Genomic DNA, 26,589 nt, shown 5'->3' on the forward strand with positions numbered 1-26,589 from the left:
GAACCTCTGGGCTCGCCTCAAGGAGTGGCGCGCTGTCGCAACCAGATATGAAAAAACAGCAACGTCGTTCCTCGCGGTCATCCACATCGCTGCCGCAGCAGACTGGATCAAGCCCTAACAGGCCCTAGTCTGCCAGGGTGTAGAAGAGTTTGTCCCCAATTCAGTCGCTGTGCTGATGCTGCTCACGCCAGAGCATCACCTTCAGGTTCTTTCAGGCGCCGGTATGCCACGCCGATTTGTCGCGGCACTGGAAGGAATGACCCTGACCGACGCTGACATTGCAGCGCTGGCAAATGATCTGGACGAAGCCAGTTCCATCGTGTGGGAAAGTTACCGCTCGGTCGGAATCTCACTGGGTCTTCATGACTGCTGGGCTTCGGCCATCAAGGCACCCAACGGCAAGATATCGGGTATTCTTGCGCTCTATTCACGCAACCAGCACAAGGTGGCGGACTGGCCAAAAAAAATCGTATCCGGTGCCGTTCCATTCTGCGGGGTTGTGATCGAGCAGTACGAAGCCAGGCAGCATATTTCGCAACTGGCCAATTACGATCCGCTGACAGGCTTCCTCAATCGTTCATCGCTTCACAAGGTCCTCAAGACCATGATCAGCCAGCCGGGCGATAACCGCTTCGCCGTGCTGCTTCTGGATCTGGATCGATTTCGGGACATCAATGACGCACTGGGTCACATCCAGGGTGATACGTTCCTCAAGGCCATTGCCGAACGCCTGAAGACACTCTGCCGCAGCAACTATATCCTGAGCCGATCTGGTGGTGACGATTTCGTTATCGTTATCCCCAACGCGACAGCTGAAACTGCGGTCAATTTCATAAAAGCGACAACGGAAGCCATGCAGCGTCCCCTTGAGGTCGCGGGCAATCATCTCTCCGCATCCTTCAGTACTGGCATCGCCACCTTCCCAGAAAATGGTCCGGATGGAGAATCCCTGATCAGCCATGCGGAAGTGGCCATGCGGCAGGCCAAGAAGGAAGCACGCGGTAGCTACCGCCTGGTCAGCACGGTCGACACCAAGGAAGCACAGGACCGGCTGGTACTGGGCAGCGCATTGCGGGATGCCCTGGCCAAAGGACTGCTCAATCTGCACTACCAGCCGCAGATCGAAGCCCGGACGGGAGAGATCTATGGCGTTGAAGCTCTATCGCGCTGGAACCATCCTACGCTTGGGAATATCTTTCCCTCCCGCTTCATTGCCGTGGCGGAGGAGACGGGACAGATCGAGGCGATCGGAAGGTGGTCGCTGGAGGAAGCCTGCCGTCAGATCACCCAGTGGGAGCGCGATGGGGTGCATATTCCGGTTGTGTCGGTCAACCTGTCTGCCGGTCATTTCCATAATCGCAGCCTGGTGCCGATGATTGCGGATCTGCTGCGCAAATACGGACTTGCGCCCGAGCGGCTGACGGTCGAGATCACCGAAAGCGTCATGATGGATGAGAGTGACGAGACGATGAACGTCCTCTCCGCCATTCGCAAGCTGGGCGTGGGGCTGTCCATGGATGATTTCGGGACCGGTTTCTCCAGCCTGTCACGGCTGACACGTCTGCCGCTGACGGAAATCAAGATTGACCGTAGCTTCATCATGAACCTTGAAACCGATCCGAATGCGCAGGCTGTCACGACTGCGGTGATCGGTATCGGCAATCGACTGGGCATGACCGTCGTGACTGAAGGGGTGGAAACGGAGGCACAGTACGACCTGCTGGAAAGCCTTCATTGCGATGTGCTCCAAGGATACCTGTTTGCGAAACCGATGTCGGCCACCGATCTGGAAATATGGTATCGCGAGCCACGCAAGCTGATGCCCGCCATGAAAAAAGGCAGTGATAAATAATCCTCCGTATTATCGGTTCTGTCTTGCCTGAAGGTACATAAAATCCTTTGGCAGCCTGTCGGGTTGGCCATTTTGAGGGTCATAAGGTCGAGGTTAACCCGGCATTCTGCCTGAAGCCGTGTCATTTTTTTGCAGTTATATGCGAGTGCAACGAGGGTCCATTCAGTCGTGACTTTTGCAAGGCCACGCAGGCTGAATCTTAGGAAGCCCATGATACTTTTGATATTTCCAAAAACCGGATCCACGGTCTGTTTGCGTAGTCTGTAAAGAGCTCTGGCTTCTGTGATGTCCAGCCTGTCCTTCATGGTAGGCCGCTAGGGCTCAGTTATCCGACGTGGCTCCTTTTCTGCGGGCCGGGGCCGGAAGTTGTAAGGCCTGCGGGCACCGGGCCGTCCAATGGCGACCAGCGGATCAATGCCCTTTTCCCGCAGTTTTTGGACCGCTTGCCCGTTGGCGTACCCGGTATCGGCGAGCACCGTTTTCGGAAGACCGATTGTGTCTTCCATCGACAGCACCGTGTCGGCAAAGGATGGCGCGTTCGCTGACGTGGCGACAACGCCGGTTGTCACGATCAGCTGGCTGCCTTCGGCGCAGACCACGGCCTGGGCATTGTAAGCCTGCCGGAATTCATGGGCGTCCGAGCGCCGCATGAGGCGGCTGTCTGGATCAGTCAGACTGATCTGCCGGTCGGGTGGCGGTTCCTCATCAGGCGGTTTCGGCGCCCGCCCGGCCACGACGCCCTGTTTTCGCATCATAAGCGGCTTTCTTCTTGTAGGCCGGACGTGCCGTTTCAACCTGCTCCCTGGCATCTGCTTCCAGCCGGGCGCAGGCTTCGTTCAGCTTCGCTTTCATCGTTTCCCGTCGGGCAAGTTCTTCTGGCAGGGCCTCGATCCGGTCGTAGCGCACCGAACGGTATTTGGAGGCATCGGCATCGATTTTCGTGCCGTCGATCGATACCACGCCCAGGCGTAACAGTCCGGTCTCGCGCACCAGAAGCAGCACTTATGCAAATGCGGTTTCAATGGCCACCCGGTTCGTCCGCGGGAAAACGGCAATCGTGTCGCGATCCGGATGCAGGTTCGCTGCCACGAAGCGTATGCCGATGTCGCAATATGTCGCCCGCTCAAGGGCAGCCACAACAAAATGCACCATATCATCCAGTTGGAAGCCACGGCTTCAGATCAGGCGGCAGAAGATACGGCTGAGACCGGTCAACGGGATGAAGCTGCTCATCACACCATCTTACAACCTTACCCTTGCACAAGGTACCCCAACTCGACCGGCTGCTAGGGAGGCTTGCGGGTGCAATCCGCTTGCCTCGTGTATCTTGTAACGCTACAAAATGACCATGCCAATAAATAGCGCCATGAAACCAAAAAAAGGCGTCCACGCGTCGATAGCGAGGCCGTAAATGTTCGCATGGAACGGTCTGTGTTGGAGATGATCGACGAGTGGCGTCGCAGGCAGTCTGATTTACCCACACGGCCGGAAGCGGCCCGCCGCTTGATCCAACTCGGCCTTCAAACAGCACGGCAGACGCCGTTATCAGACGTCGGACAGGCCTAAATCTCCCCACGTTCCCACACGACGATTCCCCTCCCAATCTGCGAGGTTGGAAAGGGAATTTGACACTACGTCAATAAATACCCATTTCCACGACGAGAACTTGATAACGGTGCCGCACGATGCAGAACGTCGTAGATTGCAGAACGCTATCACGCAGGGAGCAAGGATCGTATGGACACACCATGCGACAGAACGTTCACGGGAACGCCATATCTCTAAGCTGATCGCGGAGCGCGTGCTCCGTCGTGGCAACATCGATCAAATCGAAGCACCACTGGACGGTGATGAAACCTAGAGCGTGGTTGGGGCCGACAATGACGGTCGCCGGATAGGCGTGGTTGCTACTCTGAAAGATGAGGTCTGTATCATTCGTATCATCACGGTTATGGCGCTCCGCTGAAAGAAAGAAATTATGTTCAGAACACTGCCCTCGTGTGAGAAAGACGGCCTGGGGCTGCCTTATGCGGTGACGCTGATTGACACCGCAGAAGAAGAAATTGACGAAACCACCGGGGAAGTGATCGGGGTTTCCGTGCCCGACATGGAAGGGCTTGTTGCTGCGGTGGCAATGGCGCGCGTCTTGATCCCGACAGGCCTGCTGCAGCAGGAAGTCCGTTTCATGCGTGATATGTTGAATCTGGGGTCAGGTAAGATGGCTGAAATCTTGACGATGACCCCGGAATCCTATTCTCGTTGGGAGAACGGCAACCGGGCCAGTGGGCTGACAAGCAGATGCGCATGGTCGTCGTAACCATTTTACGTGAACTTTTCCCCCATTTCAGCGTAGACCCAAAGACCGTAGCGTTGCTCTCGCCACTGAAACCTGTAGTCAATCAGCCCGCCCCCCAGATCCGGATGATTCGACGCGTCTTACCTGCTGAGGTTGCACAAAAGGATGAGTAGGATACGGTTGTTCCCCACGCTACGGCTGCCTGATCCAACGCGGCGTCGAACTTGCGGCTGGCCACATGAGCGATGGCAATATCATCATAAGCAACCCTGTATGCCATTCTGTTAACACGTCCTCGAAACATGCTGTAATATCAGAAAGGCAGAACATCGGGGGCCGGGAACCTTGGCGACAAGACTGCAACATATTGTTGGCTTGGTTGTCGCCGTTCATGCGAACAGCCCGTCGCTCGCGGAAGATGGCAACGAGATCATACCACCTCTGACGAAAACTGGAGGACTTTGCAGCCCGCCAGGAAACTGGATTACGCAGCGTAAAAAGAACATGCATATTCTGTTGACATGCTCAGAATATACAGATTTCGAATTATCGGTTGCAATATTTCCTGCAACGCATGAAGTTTTCATTGTCGGCGTATCTTATATACCGGACTTATCCTGAATTTCGTGTGTTTGGTGCGATGCTGAGGAAGGTGAAGCATCATGTCTCGACGCAAGAAGCCCGTGATTCCTGACGATGTTCTGGAGCAGGTTCTGGCTGGTCGCGTGGTCCGCACGATCTCGGACGTGGCCGTTCTTCTGGGCGATATGAAGAAGGTCCTGACGGAGCGGTTGCACAACGCCGAACTGGACTACCATCTGGATGGCGAGGCTATGGTCAGCCGCCCAAACTGTGGTAATGGCGACGGGCAAAAAACCGTGCTGACGGATGCCGGTCGGGTGCGGCTGGACATCCTACGCGATCGCGCGGGAACGTTCGATCCGCAACTGATTGCGCACGACTAGCGGCGGATTACGCGAGTTCGTATTTCGATTACTCATCAAGCCCTCACACTACAGTTGCATTTTATGGTGAGTTCTGACTCTATGGATCACCATGATTCAGGATTTCATGAATGGCGGGGCGTCAGTTGAAGAGACGCTGGAACTGTGGGCGTTTGGGCTCCGGGCTGCAAAGGAGCGGATTGTACCATTGTTTACGCAGAAGCGTGTTGCGGCTTCTGCGTGCGCCTTCCTTGATGTCCTGATTGGTAACGAACCGCGCAAGACAGGATGGATGCGTGCATAAGCAGCAGGAGATCCTGGTCCGTGGCGGCAACAGGCGCTTCTGGGTCGCGGGCAATGGGATGCCGATGTCCTTCGTGATGTCGTCAGGGACCATGTGATCGGGCATCTGGGCACTGAAGAGGGCGTACTGGTCATTGACGAGACCGGTTTTCTGAAGAAAGGCCAGGCCTCCTGTGGTATGGGGCGGCAGTATACGGGTTCCGCCGGACCGGCACTGGCATCGAAGATGATCGAGCGGTGTCTGGATGCTGGTGTGCCTTTCCGTTGGGTTGCAGCAAGCAGCGTTTATGGCGTGGGCGACGTGGAACGCACGCTTCGCCGGGCAGGAATTGGATATGTCCTTGAGGTCATGGGCAATCACTGGTTCGGATCATGGACACGTGGCCTGTTGATCCGCCGGAACATCGCTGACGGGGACCTTGCCTGTTTTACGACCTGGTGCCCGAAAGGGACAACCACGCAGGAACTGGTAAACGTCGAAGGGACGCGCTGGAGAATTGAAGAAGGGTTCGAGACTGCAAAAAACGAATTCGGTCTCGATCATAACGAAACCCGCTCCTGGCATGGATGGCATAGGCATGTCTCCCTGGTCATGCTGGCCTATGCCGTCATGGCCAGTGTCCGTTACCAGGCAAACTCACTGAAACCGAAAAAACACCGCACAGGACACGACAGTCCTTGTCCGCTGGTCCATTCAGGAAATCAGGCGCCTCGTCGTAAAACTCTCACAACGCAGGTTATCCGTCGCCCACATTCTCAGATGGTCTGTCTTTCGACGAACACATCAGGCCAGCGCTATCCGTGCTCACTCACATTATAAAATGCAACTGTAGTGCTCAGCAGATGTTGCCGGGGAATGTGGAGGCATGGGCCAAATCTCGATGAAAATTTCTACCTCACCCTGATCGGTTCGCTCTGAAACTCAACAAATAAGCCATATGGCGCAAAATAATCAGCAGTCTCGTTGTTTTTATAGAGATATATAAGTAATAAATTCATTTTTACAGGAATGTTTCATCGCGTTAGATAAGAAATGATGGATTAAAAATTTTTAGAAAACTGTTGTTCAGATAAGTGTACAGAATAGGTGCTATTTAAAATAGAATGGAAATCGATTTTTCTGGTCCAGAATATGGAAAAAATGTGGCAATTTTTATTACTATGTCTTAGCAACATTTTGTAACCTGTTGCGGAAGTCATACATTTATGAAACTGATAAAAATCGTCTTGCCCATCATGCCGTTCTGTGTTCTTGCGGCCTGTAGTAATCCACAGCGTCCGGTCCCCTTCGCAATTGAACCTGGCGGCACGCTGTCGGCTGCGACGTATCATGATTTCGCGGTCATGGCGGCCAAAGAAAAGCCGGCACTTACCATTCCCAAAAAGCAGGACATCAAGGCATACCCCGAACCTTCGTGGGTTTATGAATTCTCATCCGATTTCAAACCGGGTGAGGCCCCACTGCAGATCGGTGCATTTACCGCCGAGGCCGGTAATCCCCGCGCGCAGGAAGTGGCAGACCATCTACCCAAGGCCCTGTATGAGAAGATCAACAGCAAACATGGCGTGTTCCCTTCGGTCAGCCTGACCCCCGTGCCGGATGCTTATGTACTGACAGGCTGTGTTACGCGCGTGCAGAAGGGCGACGCCGTTGGCTACCAGATCTGGAACAAATCCCCCGCAACCCAGGTCGAAGCGGTCATAACACGCAATAACGTGATTCTCGGCTCCATCCAGATCAACGCGGTGCAGGCAAATCCCAGCATGCACGGGATCGGTGGACTGATCGCCACCGCTATCGCATCGGGCGTGCAGGGAACACGGTCACAGTTTGTGGCTCAGAGCATGAGCGGTGTCTTCAGGCGTGTGGCCAAAGGTCATCTGACCGGTTTTGAAACCGAGCAGGGCGATGGCACGCGCGGCCGCTCGCTGGGTCTGGAGCCGGATGCCCGTTTCCTGTTTGCCAAGCCCGATGATATCGTCCAACTGAATGATGCCGCAGCTTCTTCTGTTGGCGGTGCAACCGGTATCAACGCGGCCCCGCCTGTCACGGTCGTGCCCGCCAGCGCACCGCTTGCCCCGCCCGCCGTAACACCGGCTGCGGGCACGCCCGTTGTTGCCAACACGACCAGCGTAGTTGCGCGACATTGATCCGTATTTCTCCGGTGCTCGCGGCATGGTGGCGACGGGAACTGGAAAGTATGCGGCCCTGCCGCTTCAGACCGGTGATGGCGTCGTAGGAATGAACGATCCGCTGGGCATAAATTTAACCGATAAGACGGACTAATTCATGTCCGGTGGGACTGTCTATTATCGCGGGCGTCGCTGGTCCTGACGCAAGTTTCTCTATCCGGCAGCCCTATCGCGCAACTGACGTGTTACGTTTGCGTGGCCGTGTCTTTCTCTAATTGACCCCGTTACGTCACCGCCTCGCTTGCGAGGCCTGCCGCCGGGGTCTTCCATGTCCGTCATTTCTCTTCGTTCCGAAGCGGCTGCCCGTGGAGCGCGCATGCTGCGTAACGCACTGGGGGCCGCAATTGCCTGTCATCTCGACGATCCCGCCATCGCCGAGGTCATGCTCAACCCTGACGGACGGCTCTGGATCGACCGTCTGGCAGGCGGCATGGAGGATACGGGCACCCGGATCAATGCGGCCGATGCTGAACGCATCATGCGCCTGGTTGCCCATCATGTCGGGGCAGAAGTCCATCCTGCCTGCCCCCGCGTTTCCGCCGAACTATCGGGAACAGGGGAGCGGTTCGACGGGCTGCTGCCACCGGTGGTCGTAGCACCCTGCTTTGCGATCCGGCGTCCCGCCGTAGCGGTGTTTTCACTGGCTCACTATGTCGCGTCCGCAATCATGACCGACACGCAGGCTGATATCCTGAGTGAGGCTGTCCGCCAGCGCCGGAACATCCTTGTCGTCGGGGGCACCTCGACGGGCAAGACAACCCTGGTGAACGCCCTGCTGGCGGAGATCGCCACCAGTGGTGACCGTAGTTGTGCTGATCGAGGACACCCGTGAACTGCAACGCGCGGCTCCCAAACTTGTCGCGCTGCGGATCAAGGGCGGCGTTGTCACGCTGTCCGATCTGGTCCGGTCGTCGCTACGCCTGCGCCCCGATCGCATTCCGGTTGGCGAGGTGAGGGGAGCCGAAGCCCTCAACCTGCTCAAGGCTTGGGGTACCGGCCACCTTCGGCGTTTGCGATTAGGGTGGATGGTAGTCCGTGTGATGAACCGCGCCGGGATTGGCTGAGACCAATGTTCGCATTCCCCCTCGGTCATGTCGGGTTTCCGGAAGCGAACATCTTGCCCGCGATGTCCGAGAAGAGGCAAAAGTGGCAGCTTCGCTTAGCGCGTAGCAAGCACACAGGCTACTTACGCCTAGAGGGCGTTATGTACTTTCGTGCCTGATTGGTGCAGTAATGAGGGATGACGCCTGCCCGCAAACCGTATCCCTCTGATGTATCAGACGAAGAATGGTCTCTGGTTGTCTCGTATCTGGTCCTGATGCGCGAGGATGCGGAACAACGACATCACGCATTGCGCGAACTGTTCAATGGATTGCGTTACGTGATCCGTTACGGAATTGCCTGGCGCGCCATGCCGAATGACCTTCCACCGTGGTCGGCGGTCTACCAGCGATCCCGTCGCTGGATTGAGGCAGGCTGTTTTGACGCGTTGGTATCTGATCTGCGTGCCGTGCTGCGTATCGCTTCTGGCCGCAGGGCGGAGCCAACGGCCACCATTCTCGACAGCCGGACATTACGTTCGACGCCGGAAAGCGGTTCCCGCGCCGGATATGATGGGGCCAAGCGCAAAAGGGGATCAAAGCTGCATATGGCCGTGGACACGCTGGGCCACCTGCTGGCCCTGCATGTCACACCAGCCAGCCGGGATGATCGCGCCAAGGCGGGACGTCTTGCTGCCGCCATTCAGGACGCGACAGACGAGAGCGTTGAACTGGCCTATGTCGATCAGGGGTATACCGGCGAGAAACCTGTCGGGGCAGCACGGGCCCTGGGGATTACCCTTGAAGTTGTCAGGTTGCCCGAGGCCAAGCGCGGCTTTGTCCTGCTGACGCGCCGATGAGTCGTTGAACGATCTTTCGCATGGGCAGCACGCTGCCGCAGGCTCGTCAAGGATTACGAGCGTTATGCCTAAACCCTCGCAAGTCTCCATGTCATCGCGTTCGCGTGCTTCATGCTTGGAAATGCAGCTATGCTCGCCCAAGGTGCATAACACCTTCTAGTGTCAGGAATGATACCATGCCCCGCATCCGTCACACCACGCTGGCCTGTAGCCCCGGCTGCACGGTGGAAGCCACGCTCGAACTGTTTGGGGGCAAGTGGAAGGCGCTGATCCTGTATCATCTGTTCGAGGACGGGGTGCTGCGGTTTGGCGAACTGCGCCGCCGCCTGCCCAACGTCACGCAGCGGATGCTGACCAACCAGTTGCGCGAACTCGAGGCCGACGGGCTGGTATCACGCACCGTCTTCCCCGAGGTGCCGCCGCATGTAGAATACGCCCTGACCGATCTGGGCAAGACCCTGAAGCCGGTCATTCAGGCACTCAAGACGTGGGGCGACCGGCATGCCCATTCTGTCCAGCGGAACAAAGCTGCTGATTGAGATTGACCGCGAATGTTTGCACAAACCAAAGAGGCAGTGGCTTTAACTTTCCTCGCAATCGAATAATCCATATTGGCAACAACGAGAACGGGAGCCTGCATCTTCTCCGGATGGGCGCTAAAAACGGTTTCCCCGCTGCTGCCCGTAACGGACACCGATTTAGCCAGCACGACACCCGCAATCTCTCCTGAAGTGGCATGGGCTGCGCTATTCAGGCCGAAATCGAGAATATCCTGTGGGCCGATCTGGTCATCTCTCAGATGCCGGGCTGGTGGATGGGTGCGCCGTGGACACGCCTTTGTCGATCCGGCCCGGTTCTTTGAAGGGAAGGGGACTGATGCGACCTATTTTCCCTTCCACAAGGCCAGCCAGTTTCCGGGCATGGCGCCGCGTGCAACGTATCTTGCGCCAAACGTTATGAAGGAACCGGTCGTTGGGTGGACCGTCGCGCGCTACCGTGCCCATCTTGCAGGAATTCTTGGCTTTGTCCTGCCAGGGGCCGCGCTCAATCATGGCACGGATCACAGAGTTTTTTTTCCGGGTAACAGGGAACCGAGAGAATAGCATGAAGACATGGATACGTTGGAGCAGTGCCGGAGTGATCGGACTGGCAGTGCTCGGTGCCGCGACATGGGAACTCATCCTGCGTCCGGAAACTGCATCCCTTCCCGTAGCCGCAGGAACAGGCCCGCACCCTGATCTGCCGCAGCCCGACCATACCCTGTTTCCGACCGTCAATGTCGCGACGCCCATGGGCTGGGCAGAGGGGCAGACGCCCGCACCCGCTCAGGGGCTGGCGGTTACGCCCTATGCGAAGGGACTCGACCATCCCCGATGGCTTTATCGGTTGCCCAATGGCGATATTCTGGTAGCCGAGAGCAACTCGCCCAAAACGGATGTCCAGACACTTAAAAACCGCATCGCGGGGTTCGTGATGGGTAAGGTGGGCGCGGGAGCGGCCAGCCCGAACCGGATCATCCTGCTGCGCGACACCAGGGGCGATGGGGCAGCGGATACCCGCACGGTGTTTCTTGACCATCTCTATTCGCCCTTCGGCATGGCGCTGGTGGGCAATGACCTGTATGTCGCCAACGCCAATGCCATTCTCCGCTTTCCCTATCATGACGGTGACACGCGGATTGATGCGCCGGGCACCAAGGTTGTGGATCTGCCAGCGGGCTACAACCATCACTGGACCAAAAACCTGCTCGCCAGCCCGGATGGGCGTTTCCTGTATGTAACCGTCGGGTCCAACAGCAATGTAGCCGATAACGGGATGGAAGCCGAAGAGGGACGGGCGCGGATCGACCGGCTCGACCTGGGCACGGGAAAGCTGACGCCCTATGCGACGGGGCTGCGTAATCCGAACGGCCTGGCCTTTGAGCCGGAAAGTGGTGCCCTGTGGGTGGCGGTCAACGAGCGTGACGAAATCGGTAGCGACCTCGTCCCCGACTACATCACATCGGTCAAGGAAGGCGCATTCTATGGCTGGCCTTACAGCTATTACGGCCAGCATGTTGATACACGGGTCTCGCCGCAGCGACCCGACCTCGTTGCACAGGCAATCGCGCCGGATTACGCGCTCGGCCCGCATACGGCCTCCCTCGGCATGATCTTCTCCCGCGATGCCACCCGGCTTCCGGATGCCTGGCGCCACGGGATGTTCGTGGCACAGCATGGATCGTGGAACCGCCGCCCCAAAAGCGGCTACAAGGTCATCTATGTGCCATTCGCCGATGGGAAGCCCGCCGGGCCGCCGGTTGATGCACTTACAGGCTTTCTGACGGCCGACGAAGCGCACGTGCATGGTCGGCCCGTGGGCCTTGCGATTGATAATGCGGGCGCATTGCTGGTCGCCGACGATGTGGGCGGCGTCGTATGGCGTGTTTCCCGTAATGCCGCCGAATGAATGGGGTGCAGACCGGCCGCACCCGGCTTATTTCTTTTGGGTCCGTTGAGGGATGACATATGCCGCGCTCCTGACGGACTGATGCCATCAGGAGAGCGGTTAACTGAAAAAGTGGAACCGGCATCATGGATGCCCGTCATTGGCGTGATCAGGACTCAGGTCGTGACTGCCTGGAGGGCATATTTCTTTGCGTCCAGCCCGAGAGCCGTGCAGATCGCCGTGACAACCAGCATATGGTCCTCACGCTGATCCAGCCCCGAGACGGTCACGGCGCCAACCACGCCGGTTTTGTCCAGCACGATCGGGAAGGCGCCGCCATAGGGGGCGTAATCCCGGAGTGATAAACCATAGCGTTCCTCCAGCGTCACGCCCTTTGCTTTCAGTTCAAGCCCGATGGCGTAACTGCTTCGCCGATAGTGATCAACCATGTTGCATTTGCGCCGGATCCAGTCGGTATTATCCGGCGTCGATCCGGGCAGGGCGGCAAAGAACAGGGGGCGGTTGAAGGTCCGGACATCTATGGCGATCGGGGCCCGGTTCGCCTGTCCCCATTCCCGCAGGAACTGGCCCAGTTGCCATGCATCGGCCTCATCAAATGTCGCAAAGGCGAGTTCACGCTCCTGCTGCGCGATCATGCGCAGGTCATCTGCTATGGCCATGCGGCGATTTCCCCATTGGTAAGATCCAGCCCTACGGATGCTTTCTCGCGGGCAGATCGGTTTGCGGCTTCGATAACGGCCATCACGGCCAGGGCCTGGATCGGCGGCACAGGGTTCGGGCCACTCCCTGTCAATGCATCCGCGATGCCGGCGTAATAGCATCGCTGATCGCCCATGAGTGCCGGAATCTCCTGTTCCGATCCATTTCCACCATAGGCAAGAAGCGGGTCGGGATCATGCCCCCAGCCAGCATCGCCGGGTAGCATGCCCGCAAGAAGCTGGGCTTCCTGCCTGTCCGGCCTGCGTTTGAGGATGCTGCCTTTCTCGCCGTGTACGACGAAACGCGGCACCCCGCCTGCAACCAGCATGCTGCCGTGCAAAATCACGCGATGCCGGTCATATTCCAGCACGACATGCGCCCAGTCATCCGACAGGGCACCTTCGCGTTGCATCATCAGGTCGCCATGCACGGCGCCGGGCAGGCCAAACAGGCACAGCGCCTGATCGACCAGATGCGGGCCAAGATCAAACCACAGGCCGGCCCCAGGCGCGCGGCCTTCGCGCCAGCGTTGGCGGATGACGGGCCGGAAGCGGTCGAAATGGGATTCAAAATGCGTCACCCGGCCGATCAGTCCGCCTGCGATCGCATTCTTCACGCTCAGGAAATCACTATCCCAGCGCCGGTTATGGAACACGGACAGCAACCTGTCCTGCCAGGCCGCCAGCGCCACCAGTTCGCGCGCCTGCGCCAGGGTTAGCGTGAAGGGCTTGTCCACGACGACGTGCCTGCCAGCAAGCAGCGCCTGTCGTGCCAGCGGGGCATGGTATTCGTTCGGCGTTGCGATGACGACAAGATCGACATCCTCACTTGCAATGAGGGTTGCAGGATCAGCGTCCACCGCCACGTCTGGCAGGTCGGCATGCACCTTCCCGCTGTTGCTGGATGCGACACGAGTGATCCGCATGCGCGGCTCCGCCATCAGCAGGGGCTTGTGGAATGTCTTGCCCGCAAATCCGTAGCCAATCAGGCCGACACGGATGACGGGAGGAAACTGGCTCATGATCCGATGCCCCCTTCAGGATGTCACGATGAATTCCGGCCGCGCCTGCTCCATGGCGGGGCCAGGCCGGGAGCGGTCCGAATAGACACGGCAGAATTGCGCGAGGTCTGCGACGTGGTGCGGTTCGACATGGCCAAATTTGAGATGATCGGTGAGCAGCCAGGCTTCACTGGCAGCATTGATCATGCTCCGCTTCATGTCGGCATCACGTTCTTCGCCTGCTGTCACCGCTCCGTGGGTGCTGACCGCGCAGGCTCCAAGGATGGCAATATCGGCGCGATACTGGCCCAGTACGGACCGGGCCGCTGCACCGGAGAACAGCCGTTGCCGGGAATCCCATTCCCCACCCGCCAGGATCAACCGGAGTGCTGGCCGTCCCTCTATCCGGCTGGCAATGTCGAGCGAATTGGTGATGACCGTTGCCGGTACTGCCAGTGCTTCGGCCATTGCAAGGGTTGTGCTGCCCGCATCAAGGAACAGCGTGGCCCCGGCCGGAACGGCTGCGGCCGCCGCTTCACCAATCCGTTTTTTCTGCACGGGCAGCAGGCTGGAGCGTGTCGTACGCGGCATGCCGCCAAGATCAATCGACACGGCACCACCATGTGTCTTGCGAAGGCAGCCCTGCTTTTGCAACGCGCACAGGTCGCGCCGGATGGTGTCATCCGACACGCCCAGAACGGCGGCCGCTTCTGACACGAGCAGTTCGCCCGTATCGGTCAGCATGGCCAGCAGGCGCTGTTGCCGTGAAAGTCTGCTCATGTGCGGTCTCTAATCAATACCGCATAAAAACGCAATATAATGCATAAAACCGCAAATTTTGGTTAGGGGTGCATGGCTGCCTGCCCCGGACAATCGCGAATTTCCGGTATGTTCAGGGAAGCAGCAGGAGTTTGCCGATCGTCTTGCGGCTTTTTTATGCTGGCATGGGCGCAGGCGGTATTGGCTAGCGGATAGGTGCCGCCGATGTGGACCGCCAGCCTGCCTTCGATGATCCAGCCGAAAAGCCGCGCCGAATGGGCATGCAGATCACATTGTTCAACAAAATTATCGATAACTGTCGCAAGACCTGGCTTATGGGATAATATTGGCATGGGTTGCGCTCATGGCGTGTCGGCAGGGCGTCGCGTTCCGCTGGGCCATTTTCGGCATGACTGCCTGTGATCCGCAAAACGGTCCGGATTGACCTGATCCAGCACGGGCACGGCAGCCGACCGGCCGTGGTATGTGGCCTGATGGTTTACGTAGATGTCTCCACGTGAAAGATGCAATCCTGACCAATGGAGTGCCGTGATGCCCTATTCATCAATCGAGGATCTGCCGGACCGGGTCCGTCTGCACCTGCCCACCCATGCCCAGGAAATTTTCCGGGCCGCATTCAACAATGCCTGGACCGAATATGGTGCAAAAGGCGAAGACCCCGAGGAAGCGGCCAATCGCGTCGCGTGGGCAGCGGTAAAGCGTAAATACGTCAAGGATGGTAACGTCTGGGTCGCACGCAATGATGCCTGACGGGTGTCACCTGTGGTGTCTTCGGAAGTATTGGATGAACGTATTCCTCGCGTGAACTGGTTAAACAGCGCGGACAGCCGCGTTTTTCGCGGGGCCTGACCGTTACGGCAGACGGACGCTTCCAGCAAGGAATGGCGGCCAGAACGCGCCCGTCCAGTTACGATGCCGATACCCGCGATCCGGCGATGAGAATATCGACAAGGCGCTTCGCACTGGTCTCCCAGCCGGGACCCGCGGCGTAGTTCGAGACCCCCGCCAGGGCACGCAGCAGGTCAACCGGCTCGATATCCGCGTTGATCTCGCCACTGGCAACGGCGGCCGCTACAAGCCCCTCGATCGCACCCTGCAAAACCGTGCCGGACTGGGCGTAGAGCGTGCCCGTGCCGCCTGCCAGCCCGTTGAGGGCAGGGGCGATCACCAGCTTGGCGGCGATATAGTCAACAAACAGCCGCATCCACGCCCGCAGCGCCTCCACTGGCGGATGCTGCGCGGCAAGAACTGGTGCGGCATCGGCAAGGCGGTCGAGTTCAGCGCGATAGACCGCCTCGATCAGCGCGTCGCGATTGGGAAAGTGGCGGTATAGCGTGCCGATCCCTACACCTGCACGCCGGGCGACCTCATCCAGCGGGATATCGACTTCCCCTGCCGTAAACGCGGCCTTGGCCACGGTCAGCAGGTTTGTCCTGTTGCGCTGTCCATCGCTGCGCGGTCGGCGGCGCGGCTTTTTTTCGTCGGTCACCGGTTTCCCTCTTGTTAAACGGAGCAATCCTCCGCATATATCAAACGGAGCTACACTCCATATAACATCCTGCAGGCCATTTCGGCAAAAAACGGATGCATCCTTTCAGGGAGTTTCCCCCATGACACAGACTTTTGGCGCAAGCTCGACAACGGACGATGTCCTCTCCGGCGTATCGCTGAAGGGCAAACGCGTGCTTGTAACCGGCGTTTCTGCCGGTCTGGGCGTTGAAACCGCGCGCGCCCTTGCCGCCCATGGTGCCCATGTGGTGGGTGCCGCGCGCAATCTGGAAAAAGCCGAGCATGCCACCGCGCAGGTGCGTGCGGATGCGGAGCAGGGGGGCGGGCGCTTTGAACTGGTCGCCCTGGACCTGGCGGACCTGGGCAGCGTGCGCGCCTGCGCCGATAAACTGAACGCAACCGGTCTGCCCTTCGATCTGGTCATCGCCAATGCGGGCGTGATGGCAACGCCATTTGGCCATACCAAGGACGGGTTCGAGACGCAGTTCGGCACCAATCATCTGGGGCACTTCGTCCTTGTCAACCGGATTGCGGGGCTGATGCGCGCCGGTGCGCGGCTGGTCAATGTCTCCTCGGCCGGACATCGCTTTGCGGATGTTGACCTGAACGATCCGAATTTCGAGCATACGCCGTACGATCCGTTCATCGCCTACGGCCGCTCCAAGACAGCCAACATCCTGTTTGCCATAGCCTTTGACGCGCGGCACCGTGCACGCGGCGTGCGTGCTGCGGCAGTGCATCCGGGTGGAATCCTGACCGAACTGACACGTTACATGCCGGCAGGCGGCATCGAGGCAATGGTGGCGCGGATCAATGAACAGGCTGCGGCGGAAGGCAAACCGCCATTCCGGTTCAAGACCATTCCCCAGGGCGCGGCCACATCCGTCTGGGCAGGCGCGGAGGCGGAAGCTGATGCGATCGGCGGCCATTACTGCGAAGACTGCCACGTAAGCCCGGTCGTGCCCGATGACCAGCCGATCAGTCTGGTCAGTGCAGGCGTGCGGGCCTACGCGGTCGATCCCGCACATGCCGAGGCCCTATGGGCCAAAAGCGAGGCAATGGTCGGGGAAAAATTCTCCTGAGTCACCCGTAGCCCTGCTTGTGGCATAACGGGCCGAACTGACACCCCGACAGACATTTTACCGATATGGATGGCGCGGACACGCAGGGGGATGGAAAATGTCTCCCTGCGCTTTCGTGCGAGGATATTGAATGCGCCTTGTTGTTTTTGGCCTGCCCCTTCTTGTCGTGATCCTGAACTGGCTCTGGCCGTTGCCGCTTCCGCTGGGGCTGAAGGGGATTGCTGCGGCACTGGTGGTCGTAGCCGCACTGTACCACTACTGGTCCCGGCTGTCCTCGGGTTCGGTCTTTGCGCCCGAATTTCCCCGGCCTGTCATTATCCTGTTTAACTGGGCGTTCGGGGCAATCGCGTTTCTCATGCTGCTCCAGATCGCGCTTGATCTCGGTGCGCTGCTGGTTGCGCTGGTAACGTGGCAGCCGGTGCGTATCCCGGTGGCAGCACGGGCGGGCGTGGGTGGTCTTGCCGGGATGCTTTCCGCCATCGGCGTTGCCAATGCGCTGCGGGTGCCGCCGGTCAGGGATGTGAGCGTCAGCGTTCCCGGCCTGTCGCCAGCGTTTGATGGGTATCGGCTGGTCCAGTTGACCGACATGCATATCAGCCGGCTGTTTCCCGCCAGATGGGCAAGGGCGGTTGTCGAGCGCACCAACGCGGCCGGGGCCGACATGATTGTCGTAACGGGCGATTTCATTGACGGCTCGGTGGCCATGCGCCGTGCCGACGTGGCAGCGCTTGCGGGGCTACATGCGCCGGACGGCGTTCTGGCGATCCCGGGAAACCATGAATATTTCTTCGATTATGGCGAGTGGATGCAGCACCTGTCGGAACTGGGCTTCCACATGCTGCTGAACCGCCATGCAGTCATCACAAGGGCAGGGGCCAGACTGGTCATTGCAGGCGTTACCGACCGGTCGGCGCCCGGACATGGGCAGGCTGGCCCCGATCTGGCTGCGGCCCTTGCAGGCATTCCTGCCGGTGCCCCGGTCGTGCTGCTCGATCACCAGCCCGGGGACGCGCGTGAAGCGGCCGCACGCGGTGTTGCCCTGCAACTGTCGGGGCATACACATGGCGGGATGATTGTTGGCCTCGACCGTCTCGTCGCGCGCGGCAATAACGGGTTTGTTTCCGGGCGCTATGATGTGGGGGGCATGACGCTTTACGTCAGCAATGGCACCGGGCTGTGGCCGGGCTTTGCGCTCCGGCTGGGCAGGCCATCGGAGATCACCCGTTTCAGCCTGCGTGCGGGATAGGGGGAATTTTATCCTGATATGAAAAATTCCAATATCCTATGGCTGGTGTTCCCCGGCCCGGAGCGTTCGATAACTACCCAGAAAATCAACAGTTCTCCCCGGAACCCCGGACCGCCTTTGTCGCCCGACAGGGCGCAAGCCGCGATGACAGATAGAGCCGGTTCATCCGCCGCAATTCGTCAGGCGCACCGGGCGTGGTGGGGGCATCCTTCAGGGTCATGCCCAGCATGACCTTCATGTTGTTCAGAACAACCGCCGCGATATCCCCGGCCACCTGTTCTTCCAGCCCGGGCGCGCAGATGCGCAGGGCCGCCGCAATCCCCGCCAGGGCCTGCCCGCGTGACCGGTCACGGATTGCCGTCCTGTCGGTGCGGGCCTCCATTAGCGCGGGGAGTGATTTCATGCACGGGTAAAGGGTCGCCATCAGGTCAATCAGGACATCGGCCAGCTCTTCCGGCGAAAGATCCGCCGCGCGCTGCGCCAGCATTTCATATTCATCATGCAGGGCCATGATGTGCTGCTGTAGCAGCGTCTCCGCAATGGCCTCCTTGTTGGGAAAGAACCGGTAAAGCGAGCCGATCTTTGCTCCCGCCCGCGCGGCGATCTCGGCCATGGTGGTGGCCTCATAACCGCGCTCCGCCATGAGATCGGAGGCAGCGGCCAGCAGTTCCGCCACCCGCTGCCGCCCGGACGCGCGACGCGGCTGGAGTGTGCCCCGTTTCTCACTTGACGTATTTGAGTTCATGCTCAAATAATACTCCTGCTTGAGTGTATCCTCAATTTTATCAGTTCCGCTCCACCCGGACAACAGTTCCAGAACCCGCAGGCAAGAACCGTCATGATCTCTCTTTCAGCCCCCCACACCGCCCTGATCCTGATCGATCTTCAGAAAGGCATTGTCGGCCGCCCGCTCGCCCCCTTCACAGGGGAGGCGGTCGTCGAACGCTCGAGACAGCTTGCCGCCCGTTTTCGCGCAGCACGCGCGCCCGTCATCCTCGTCAATGTCGCCTTCGCCCCCGATTTCGCCGATGCCGTGCATACCGAAGTCGATCGTCCCTTCACGCCGCCGCCGAGCGGATTTGCCCCGGACTGGACCGACCTTGTCGACGGACTGGCCAAGCCATCGGACCTGTGCGTCACAAAACGACAATGGGGCGCCTTCTACGGAACCGATCTCGACCTGCAACTCAGGCGCCGGGGAATCACCACGGTCGTGCTGGGCGGCATCGCAACGAATATGGGCGTCGAGTCCACTGCCCGCACCGCATATGAGCACGGCTATAACGTGGTGATCGCCACGGACCTGACCGCCACCTTCTCCGAAGAGATGCAACGCTTTGCCTGTGACTGCATTTTCCCGATGCTCGGACGCGTCACGACAGCTGACGCCATTACCCTGGAATCCTGAATCCAGCGCCCTGAACTGCCCCGAATTTACCGGAGAGTAAAACTCTCGGAGGATCAGCCTTATGGCAGGGAAGAAGACATCGCGTTATTCGCCTGAGTTCCGTGAGCGTGCCGTGCGCCTTCTGGACGAGCATCGATCGGGATTATCCGAGCCTATAGGCAGCCTGTCGCGAGATTGGTGGCAAGCCTGGCTGTTCGGACGACAGCCTGCAGCGTGAAGGGCGGCAGGTCGTGCGCTGCACTTTGAGCGCCTGATGCGGCAAATGGGTCTGAAGGGGGGGGGATCCGGGGCAGGAAGGTCATCACGACCCGTCCGGATACGGCACGCCCCTGTCCCGATGACCGGGTCTCCGGTAAATCCAGGGCAGTTCGGTGCAGGTGACCGAGCAGAACTATCTGGGCTTCCTAACCGTGGAAGAACAGGAACGGGTCCAGTTCCAGGCGGAGCAGATTTTTGAAGGGGTCCCCACAAAATCCCCCACACCGGCCTGAAAAACCGTCCAGAAACGACCAAAGCGCCCCGTAGGGCGCTTGGCAATTTCTTGTTTATTTACAAGAAGTTCTGGCGGAGGGGAAGGGCATCATTTATCTGTTATAATATGCTGAAATACATAGATTTCAACATTCCAGATTTATCGCCATACCCGGCATTATACCCATAAAATATTTTCATGATGCCACGCCAACCGCGACGCATGCCGACCTGTCCATAAGCAGCGCCTCTATATAAACCGACACCGCTATCACACCACATGCGCGTCCCACGCTTTGGAAAGGCGCTTTTCTCCCATGCTGGTTCAAAAGAAACATACTCATTGATATTATCATACATGATGTTTTTTAAGTCCCATTGCCAACGGAGAAATTGACACTCCTTTCTCAGAGAAAAATCGTCATCCCGCGCATAGGAAAAGCCATTCATCGCGACAGTCGCATAAATGGTAGAAGCCCGATCCTGTTACATCTGGTCTCAGAAAAGCTTAGCAAATCGATGTTGGAAAAAAGCCATATCGAAGGTTTTAGAAGAACATGAGAAGAACAATCGCTTGCTCTCCGGGAAGGATTCTGCCATTAGGGCAGATACAGTCCTAGTCTACCGATATCGGAAACACCTTCATGCCCACGCGAACAGAATTCAGTCTCCTGCGTGACCGGGCAGGCCTTACGCTCCATCAGGCGGCAGAAGAACTGGGACTGGGAGAGCGGACGGTATATCGTTACGAAAATATGCCCGGTGCGGCGAGCCGCACGGCACTCAAACTGCTACGCCATATCGCCAATGAACGGCTCCGTGCGTTCGAAAAGGAAAGGGTCAACTTCCGCTTCATTGACCTGTTTGCCGGTATTGGTGGTCTCAGGATCGGCTTTGAAGGGATTGGCGGTCGATGCGTCTTCACCTCGGAGTGGGACCGGTTCTCCCGACAGACCTATGCGCTCAATTATCCGGACAATCACGAAATCAGCGGGGATATCCGGCCGTTTGCCGATGATCCGTCGCTGATCCCCGAGCACGATGTCCTTCTTGCCGGCTTTCCCTGCCAGCCTTTTTCGATCGCCGGCGTTTCCAAGAAAAATTCTCTGGGCAGGCCCCATGGCTTCCTGTGCGACACACAGGGAACCCTGTTTTTCGATACGGCCCGGATCATTGCCCATCACCGACCAGCAGCCTTTCTGCTGGAAAACGTGAAAAATCTGGAACGGCATGACAGGGGGCGTACCTTCGCCACCATCATGCACGTTCTTCAGGAAGAACTGGGCTATCATGTCCAGACGCGGGTGATCAGCGCGGCGTCCTGGGTTCCCCAGAAGCGGGAACGTATTTTTATCGTAGGTTTTCGTGAAAAAACGGAGTTTGATCTGGCGTCCTTGGCGATCCCGCCTGCGGAGCAGGGCCCCCGGCTCGGTTCAATCCTTTTGCCACATGATGAGGTGGACCCGAAATACACCCTCACGGAACATCTCTGGACCTATCTCCAGAATTACAAGGCCAAACATGCTGCAGCCGGTAACGGCTTCGGTTTCGGGCTGTTCGGACCGGACGATGTCGCCAGGACGCTGTCAGCCCGGTACCACAAGGATGGCTCCGAGATCCTGATCAGACAGGAAGGCAAACGTCCACGTCGCCTGACCCCGCTGGAATGTGCACGTCTGATGGGGTTTGACCGGGGAGCACGTCGTTTCCGAATCGGCGTTTCGGACACGCAGGCCTATCGCCAGTTCGGAAATGCGGTGGTAGTGCCGGTAATCGAGTTTCTGGCCAACGCGATGAAACCCTATATCCGCTCAGCCCTCGCGCGGCAGTCTGCCGTGCCGGTATGGTCCCAGCCTGATATCCCGGGGCTGCCTCAGGCGCGTCGGCAGGCCGCTGTTGCCTGATATCGTCTCACCCGAACAGCGGAGCCGGATGATGGCTGGTATCCGCGGGAAAGATACGAAGCCGGAAATGGTCCTGCGAAAAGGCCTGCATGCCCTTGGTTTCCGCTTCAGACTGCATGACAGAAAGCTGCCGGGTACGCCGGATCTGGTATTTCCAAAATACAGGGCCGTAATTTTCATCCATGGCTGCTTCTGGCATGGCCATGACTGCCATCTTTTCCGTCTCCCGGGTACCCGCACCGAATTCTGGCGCAGCAAGATCGCGCGTAATCGGGCTGTTGATGCCCGGACCGCCCCCGCATTACGCAACTCCGGCTGGCGCGTCGGAACCGTGTGGGAATGTGCAATACGGGGGAGGGGGCGTATCCCGCTGGAGAAAATCCTCGAAACCTGTGCGTCATGGCTGAGATCGGACGTAACCGAACTGGAAATAAGGGGTAGTAGCGAACGAACTGTCGCGGAACCAGTCCCATCCTGACATAGACCAGCAGCATGAAGCAGGAAGACGCTATGTTAAAGTCTGGCATACATTATTACAGAACTGAGAAATCTATTTTCTGGCGCTACATGTATTCATAAGATCAGGGATGCCAATGTCATCGCAGACTCAACTGGCCCTTGAACAGGCCGCTCCGGACGCCAGCCTTCTGTCACAGCTTTTTGCGGCCTCTGATCAAATCATGGTAAAAAAGCTGCGGAACAATGATAGGGACTGGGCCCGCAAGCGCAGTAAACATCAGGCCGGGGTCTTTATTCCCGTAGAATCCCGGGATAGCGGTTTCTTTCCGCAACTGATGGTCAAGGAACGTAAAAAACCCGGGGCCGCTGAAATCCGTGAGGCTTTTTTCTCGACCGTCTGGCCACAGATCGGTGAGGAACGTACGAGCCATCTGGTGCACTATACCAGCAAAGGCAATGAGACCCATCTGACGGTTCTGCCAAAAGCCGCTTTTGCAGATCTTCTGCCAGCCTCTTTTCTGGTCATGGGACGACAGGAAAAACACGGGCACCGCTTCTATGAATGCCTGACCATTGATTCTGGCAGCGATGATTTTGAACTGCTACGTGACCTGTTCGGTCTCAAGGCTGATTTTGTATCTGACGTGTTTGAACCCGAGAGTATTCGCTCGGAAGAACAGGGAAAGATCCTCGATTTTGCGGGGGAGGTTATTGATGCGTGGTTACGTGGCGAAATCGGGACATTTTCTGCCAGTCGTGCTGTCATACCGGCGACCGTTGACCTCGCACGCGAAGCCCAGGCCATCTTCATGCGGCAGCGTGGCCTGACGAAGATTGATCCCTTTTCCCTTGAAAAACCCGGAGATGATCTGAGAACACTAAGCCGGACTATCGAATGGGATCTTTTCCGCAAACATCAGCATCGGAAATATGCCGTGGATCTCGTCCGCCTCGTAATGGGCGAGACGCCATACAAGCCGTCTCCGGCAGAGGTCATCCGCCGCCTGATCGATAAGCGTCCCGAGATCGACGCACTCATGCTGTCGGCTGGGCAGCAACGGAAATCCCGGGCAGGCTACTCTTATGAGCATCATATTGAAGCCATGCTGCGTGACGGTGGCATTCCCTTTGAGAAGCAGGTCATCCTTGAATCAAAAAAGAGGCCGGATTTCATCCTCCCCAGCCTGGCTTTCGTGGATAGCGGGCGTGCAGATTCCAGAACCGGTCTGATCCTGAGCGCCAAAACGACATTGAGGGAACGCTGGAAGCAGGTGGAGCGCGAAATGGGAGGACGCCCCCTGTTTCTGACGACCGTCGACGAAAACATCGCAGGCAATGCAATCGAGGACATGGCATCTATCGGCGTCAGGCTTGTGATTCCGGAAAGCCTCCTGAAGGCGAAAGAGACCGAATATGCAGGTCATCCCAATGTTATGGAATTCGGGCGCTTTTGCCAGGAATTCATCAAACCGCATTTATCATCTTGGAAGTAATACATTATTTCCTATATATATTACTTGTAGCTCCTCAATGGACATGCTCTGATCTTGCCAACGGAAAACTTACGGACCGGCATCGCAATGCGTTATGGTCGTCTTCTGGATACAAATTTCTGCATCCGCGTAATACGTGATCGTCCAGAAGGTCTGCGACAGAAGTTCAATGATAACGCAGAAGCTCTCTGTATATCCGACGTCGTACTGTACGAACTTCTGTATGGTGCCGAGAAGTCGCAGGATCCTTCACAGGTGCGTCGGGAGATAGAGCACTTCGTCGCGCGTCTTTCCGTTCTGCCGTTTGATGACGAGGCTGCAGCGCACTCGGCAGAAATCAGAGCTGATCTGGAGCGTAGGGGATGCGTGATCGGCTCATACGATCTGATGATTGCCGGACACGCGCGTAGCAGGGGGCTTGTTGTGATAACCGGCAATCTTCGTGAATTCACCAAAGTCGATGGGCTACGGTCTGAAGACTGGACGTAAGTGTAAATTGTTAATATATTAAATATAATTTTTATTATATATTTATTTATATTCCAATAAAGATGGATTGATGACTGACATGTCTTTACTGTCAGAAAGACAGACTGCATCCTATTTTCTGCCAACCCAGAGTGTACTGCATTTATCTTCCATCTTGAAAAATGAGTATCCGCCTTGATCAAGGCTGAACATTGTTTTCATACTTTCAACAATCTTCAATGTGCGTGCCTATATGAGATCCACAACCCGTATTCTCGAACTTTGATACAGTTTTAACCAGGAAACACGTTCCGACCACAGGCATTCCATAACGCCGTATCCTGCAAGCTATCTTTTCCCGTCGAAATCCCTCAGGGATTGTTATATTATAACATTTCATATAAGTTTGGCGGATCATAACCGAATGAAGGGTGTCCGTCATGCACGAAAGGCTTCCGGTAACGGTTCTTTCCGGCTTTCTGGGAGCAGGAAAGACGTCGCTCCTCAACCATGTGCTCAATAATCGTGAGGGCCGCAAAGGCGATGGCAGATAACGAGCGGACCCTGCGGCACGAGATGTGGCGGCGCTATGCGGGTGATGACTGGGCAGCCTTCGATGCTCTTCCCCCAGCGATCCGCAACCGGGTTGCAACACATGCCTATGATGCCTGGTCGGTCAATGTCATGATGCTATGGCAGCATTACAAACGGCTCTATGGGCGCACGATGCGCGCCGAGCAGGCGTTGATCCGGTATCTTGATTATTGCGAGCGGCTGGAGCGGGAAGCATTTGCCTCGCGCTACAGCGAAGCCTACGGCATGACCCTGCCGCATGATGCGGCAGACGTGACCGTGCTGAGATGACACTGGCACCCGAATACCACCATTCTGGCTTTTCAGCTTCCTGTAGCAGCCTGTCGGGCTATCTGGCCTGACGGGTCTGCCGCTTTCGTTGCCAGATCATGATACCCGTTACCACCAGCATGCACACGGCCAGACCCGACAGGCATATGAGAATACGGCCGCCAGGCCCGGCTATCCTGCCGCTATGCCACGGCAACTGCATCTGCATGACCAGATTGCCCGCAGCCCCTTGGCCGGGCATGTCACCTGCCGTGATCTGACCGGTTTTCAGATCCACGGTAACCATGGGACTGCCCAACCCGGAGGGCTCTGTTCCCTGATTGCTGAAAAGATAGAACATGGCGGTTCCACCATCCGGGTCCAGCAGCACTGCGGCGGGTCTCTCGCCGCTGCCATGGGCCTGCACGAAGCCTGCGGCGAGGCCTTCCGCCTGATCAATCGTAACCGGATGGGCCGGGAGCCGTGTGTCCGTCATGGGCGACGCGGTGGGCAGGATGGTCCGGATGACGGGATTGAAGACCTCATCCTCAAGCGCCAGCGCCACCCCGCTTATGGCAATGCCCAGCAGGACAACCCATAGCCAGAGCGAGACGGCCCGATGCAGGTCAAACGTGATCCGTATGGAAGAACGTCGCAGGCCAATCGCCCATGTCTTGCGCCATTGCCGCCAGAATGCCTGCCGCCATGCAGGCTGGTGCAACGGAAAGGTCAGGATAAGGCCGACCACACAGTCAATCGACCACAGCATGGCCGAGATCCCCATGACCCACATGCCCGCCTGGCCCAGATCAAGGGAATAATGAACACGGTATATAAAAGACATCAGCACGCGACGGTTGAAACAGCAACCTTCGGCCGGGCGCATGCCCTGAATGCGCCCCGTGCCGGGATCGAGAAAGATTTCATTTTCAACCGGATCTGTCCTGCCCGCGACCGTTTCGGACGAATAAACCACGATCGCACGCCCCGCAGGGGGGCGGTAGAGCAGGGCGGTCACCTGCGTTTCAGGGCGCTGCAGCTTCAGCCGCGCCAGTAATGCTGAAACCGGCAGGGGATGTGCCGGGGCAGGGGCATGGAACAGGTCAGGATTGAGGACCGCGTCAATTTCCGTGCGGAACACGCTGATACTACCCGTCAGGCCCGCAATGAACAGCACGCCCGACAGCAGCAGCCCCGTATATCGGTGCAGGCGCACAAGGGCCGGACGAACGGTTTTCAGGGTCAGGACAGCCATCATGCATGCCTTGGCACGCCCGTGAGGGCAGGGCAA

At 57.9% G+C, this 26,589-nt stretch carries 24 protein-coding genes and 7 pseudogenes; 21 read left to right on the top strand and 10 right to left on the bottom strand.

What is annotated here, in order from left to right; genetic code table 11:
- Together HNW77_RS00005 and HNW77_RS00010 are read left to right on the top strand one after the other, a co-directional pair.
- A partial coding sequence (locus HNW77_RS00005) for a transposase (RefSeq protein WP_018308590.1) occupies window positions 1-118 on the top strand: 118 nt, incomplete at its 5' end.
- A 138-nt stretch (window positions 119-256) separates the two neighbouring features.
- Complete coding sequence (locus tag HNW77_RS00010) at window positions 257-1,852, top strand: putative bifunctional diguanylate cyclase/phosphodiesterase (protein WP_241694194.1); 1,596 nt, start codon at window positions 257-259, stop codon at window positions 1,850-1,852.
- Window positions 1,853-1,959: 107 nt separating this feature from the next.
- Here the strand turns inward: HNW77_RS00010 and HNW77_RS00015 are convergent.
- Window positions 1,960-3,085, bottom strand: a pseudogene (locus HNW77_RS00015) (transposase); the annotation flags it as partial.
- 745 nt (window positions 3,086-3,830) lie between these two features.
- On the opposite strand from HNW77_RS00015, the gene HNW77_RS00020 reads away from it, so the two are divergent.
- The 7 genes and pseudogenes from HNW77_RS00020 to HNW77_RS00050 all read left to right on the top strand — a co-directional run bounded on the left by HNW77_RS00020 (window position 3,831) and on the right by HNW77_RS00050 (window position 10,027).
- A complete protein-coding gene (locus tag HNW77_RS00020; RefSeq protein ID WP_172154204.1) occupies window positions 3,831-4,169 on the top strand; it encodes a hypothetical protein in 339 nt (112 codons plus the stop codon).
- A 641-nt stretch (window positions 4,170-4,810) separates the two neighbouring features.
- Window positions 4,811-5,104, top strand: a pseudogene (locus tag HNW77_RS00025) (transposase); the annotation flags it as partial.
- A 100-nt stretch (window positions 5,105-5,204) separates the two neighbouring features.
- Window positions 5,205-6,050: pseudogene (locus HNW77_RS00030) on the top strand (transposase); the annotation flags it as partial.
- 689 nt (window positions 6,051-6,739) lie between these two features.
- Window positions 6,740-7,546 carry a hypothetical protein gene (locus HNW77_RS00035; protein ID WP_172154206.1) on the top strand — a complete coding sequence of 269 codons (807 nt, stop codon included), beginning with the start codon at window positions 6,740-6,742 and terminating at the stop codon, window positions 7,544-7,546.
- A 310-nt stretch (window positions 7,547-7,856) separates the two neighbouring features.
- A pseudogene (gene trbB, locus HNW77_RS00040) lies at window positions 7,857-8,589 on the top strand (P-type conjugative transfer ATPase TrbB); the annotation flags it as partial.
- Between the two features lie 239 nt (window positions 8,590-8,828).
- Window positions 8,829-9,638: pseudogene (locus tag HNW77_RS00045) on the top strand (IS5 family transposase).
- Window positions 9,639-9,664: 26 nt separating this feature from the next.
- Window positions 9,665-10,027, top strand: coding sequence for a winged helix-turn-helix transcriptional regulator (locus tag HNW77_RS00050; protein WP_172154208.1), 363 nt, complete (start codon window positions 9,665-9,667; stop codon window positions 10,025-10,027).
- A gap of 65 nt (window positions 10,028-10,092) precedes the next feature.
- On the opposite strand, the pseudogene HNW77_RS17575 reads toward HNW77_RS00050, so the two are convergent.
- Window positions 10,093-10,242 (bottom strand): annotated as a pseudogene (locus HNW77_RS17575) (alpha/beta hydrolase); the annotation flags it as partial.
- On the opposite strand from HNW77_RS17575, the gene HNW77_RS17580 reads away from it, so the two are divergent.
- Complete coding sequence (locus HNW77_RS17580; protein WP_241694196.1) at window positions 10,225-10,350, top strand: NAD(P)H-dependent oxidoreductase; 126 nt, start codon at window positions 10,225-10,227, stop codon at window positions 10,348-10,350. The pseudogene HNW77_RS17575 and the gene HNW77_RS17580 sit on opposite strands and share 18 nt — an antisense overlap.
- Window positions 10,351-10,592: 242 nt before the next feature.
- A complete protein-coding gene (locus HNW77_RS00060; protein WP_172154210.1) occupies window positions 10,593-11,936 on the top strand; it encodes a PQQ-dependent sugar dehydrogenase in 1,344 nt (447 codons plus the stop codon).
- 155 nt (window positions 11,937-12,091) lie between these two features.
- Here HNW77_RS00060 and HNW77_RS00065 read toward each other — a convergent pair whose 3' ends face one another.
- The 4 genes from HNW77_RS00065 to HNW77_RS00080 form a co-directional block, all read right to left on the bottom strand.
- On the bottom strand, window positions 12,092-12,595 hold the full coding sequence (locus tag HNW77_RS00065; protein WP_172154212.1) for a heme-degrading domain-containing protein: 504 nt from the start codon (window positions 12,593-12,595) through the stop codon (window positions 12,092-12,094).
- Window positions 12,586-13,656: an oxidoreductase gene (locus tag HNW77_RS00070; protein WP_172154213.1), complete on the bottom strand. Its 1,071-nt coding sequence runs from the start codon at window positions 13,654-13,656 to the stop codon at window positions 12,586-12,588. Before HNW77_RS00070 ends, HNW77_RS00065 begins: the two co-directional genes overlap by 10 nt.
- A gap of 15 nt (window positions 13,657-13,671) precedes the next feature.
- Entirely contained in the window at window positions 13,672-14,415 is a 744-nt protein-coding gene (locus HNW77_RS00075; protein ID WP_172154214.1) for a DeoR/GlpR family DNA-binding transcription regulator, read from the bottom strand.
- Between the two features lie 62 nt (window positions 14,416-14,477).
- Window positions 14,478-14,747, bottom strand: a complete 270-nt coding sequence (locus HNW77_RS00080) for a hypothetical protein (RefSeq protein ID WP_172154215.1) — start codon at window positions 14,745-14,747, stop codon at window positions 14,478-14,480.
- Between the two features lie 199 nt (window positions 14,748-14,946).
- Between HNW77_RS00080 and HNW77_RS00085 the strand changes: the two genes are divergently transcribed.
- On the top strand, window positions 14,947-15,165 hold the full coding sequence (locus tag HNW77_RS00085) for a ChaB family protein (protein ID WP_172154510.1): 219 nt from the start codon (window positions 14,947-14,949) through the stop codon (window positions 15,163-15,165).
- 157 nt (window positions 15,166-15,322) lie between these two features.
- Here the strand turns inward: HNW77_RS00085 and HNW77_RS00090 are convergent, their stop codons facing one another.
- A complete protein-coding gene (locus HNW77_RS00090) occupies window positions 15,323-15,904 on the bottom strand; it encodes an SbtR family transcriptional regulator (protein WP_172154216.1) in 582 nt (193 codons plus the stop codon).
- A 121-nt stretch (window positions 15,905-16,025) separates the two neighbouring features.
- Here HNW77_RS00090 and HNW77_RS00095 point away from each other — a divergent pair, with 121 nt between their 5' ends.
- Together HNW77_RS00095 and HNW77_RS00100 are read left to right on the top strand one after the other, a co-directional pair.
- On the top strand, window positions 16,026-17,006 hold the full coding sequence (locus tag HNW77_RS00095; protein ID WP_172154217.1) for an SDR family NAD(P)-dependent oxidoreductase: 981 nt from the start codon (window positions 16,026-16,028) through the stop codon (window positions 17,004-17,006).
- A gap of 130 nt (window positions 17,007-17,136) precedes the next feature.
- Window positions 17,137-18,252, top strand: a complete 1,116-nt coding sequence (locus HNW77_RS00100; RefSeq protein ID WP_172154218.1) for a metallophosphoesterase — start codon at window positions 17,137-17,139, stop codon at window positions 18,250-18,252.
- An 85-nt stretch (window positions 18,253-18,337) separates the two neighbouring features.
- Here the strand turns inward: HNW77_RS00100 and HNW77_RS00105 are convergent, their stop codons facing one another.
- On the bottom strand, window positions 18,338-18,997 hold the full coding sequence (locus HNW77_RS00105) for a TetR/AcrR family transcriptional regulator (protein WP_172154219.1): 660 nt from the start codon (window positions 18,995-18,997) through the stop codon (window positions 18,338-18,340).
- A 93-nt stretch (window positions 18,998-19,090) separates the two neighbouring features.
- Between HNW77_RS00105 and HNW77_RS00110 the strand changes: the two genes are divergently transcribed.
- Window positions 19,091-19,660 carry a hydrolase gene (locus HNW77_RS00110; protein ID WP_172154220.1) on the top strand — a complete coding sequence of 190 codons (570 nt, stop codon included), beginning with the start codon at window positions 19,091-19,093 and terminating at the stop codon, window positions 19,658-19,660.
- A 591-nt stretch (window positions 19,661-20,251) separates the two neighbouring features.
- On the opposite strand, the gene HNW77_RS00115 is transcribed toward HNW77_RS00110, so the two are convergent.
- The gene (locus HNW77_RS00115; RefSeq protein ID WP_172154222.1) at window positions 20,252-20,491 is read right to left on the bottom strand and encodes a hypothetical protein; all 240 of its coding nucleotides are present in this window, start codon (window positions 20,489-20,491) and stop codon (window positions 20,252-20,254) included.
- A 284-nt stretch (window positions 20,492-20,775) separates the two neighbouring features.
- On the opposite strand from HNW77_RS00115, the gene dcm reads away from it, so the two are divergent.
- The 6 genes and pseudogenes from dcm to HNW77_RS00145 all read left to right on the top strand — a co-directional run bounded on the left by dcm (window position 20,776) and on the right by HNW77_RS00145 (window position 25,319).
- Window positions 20,776-22,035, top strand: coding sequence for a DNA (cytosine-5-)-methyltransferase (gene dcm, locus HNW77_RS00120; protein ID WP_172154224.1), 1,260 nt, complete (start codon window positions 20,776-20,778; stop codon window positions 22,033-22,035).
- A 31-nt stretch (window positions 22,036-22,066) separates the two neighbouring features.
- Window positions 22,067-22,513, top strand: coding sequence for a very short patch repair endonuclease (locus HNW77_RS00125; RefSeq protein WP_241694207.1), 447 nt, complete (start codon window positions 22,067-22,069; stop codon window positions 22,511-22,513).
- 115 nt (window positions 22,514-22,628) lie between these two features.
- A complete protein-coding gene (locus HNW77_RS00130) occupies window positions 22,629-23,987 on the top strand; it encodes a type II restriction endonuclease (RefSeq protein WP_172154228.1) in 1,359 nt (452 codons plus the stop codon).
- Window positions 23,988-24,074: 87 nt separating this feature from the next.
- On the top strand, window positions 24,075-24,476 hold the full coding sequence (gene vapC, locus HNW77_RS00135) for a type II toxin-antitoxin system tRNA(fMet)-specific endonuclease VapC (protein WP_172154230.1): 402 nt from the start codon (window positions 24,075-24,077) through the stop codon (window positions 24,474-24,476).
- 419 nt (window positions 24,477-24,895) lie between these two features.
- A pseudogene (locus HNW77_RS00140) lies at window positions 24,896-24,994 on the top strand (GTP-binding protein); the annotation flags it as partial.
- Window positions 24,995-24,998: 4 nt separating this feature from the next.
- A complete protein-coding gene (locus HNW77_RS00145; RefSeq protein ID WP_172154232.1) occupies window positions 24,999-25,319 on the top strand; it encodes a DUF6525 family protein in 321 nt (106 codons plus the stop codon).
- A gap of 58 nt (window positions 25,320-25,377) precedes the next feature.
- On the opposite strand, the gene HNW77_RS00150 is transcribed toward HNW77_RS00145, so the two are convergent.
- Window positions 25,378-26,556 (bottom strand): PepSY-associated TM helix domain-containing protein, encoded by a 1,179-nt coding sequence (locus tag HNW77_RS00150; protein WP_172154234.1) that lies wholly within the window; start codon window positions 26,554-26,556, stop codon window positions 25,378-25,380.
- Between the last annotated feature and the right edge of the window lie 33 nt (window positions 26,557-26,589).

Source organism: Komagataeibacter melomenusus (assembly GCF_013155395.1).
GTDB classification, from domain to species: domain Bacteria; phylum Pseudomonadota; class Alphaproteobacteria; order Acetobacterales; family Acetobacteraceae; genus Komagataeibacter; species Komagataeibacter melomenusus.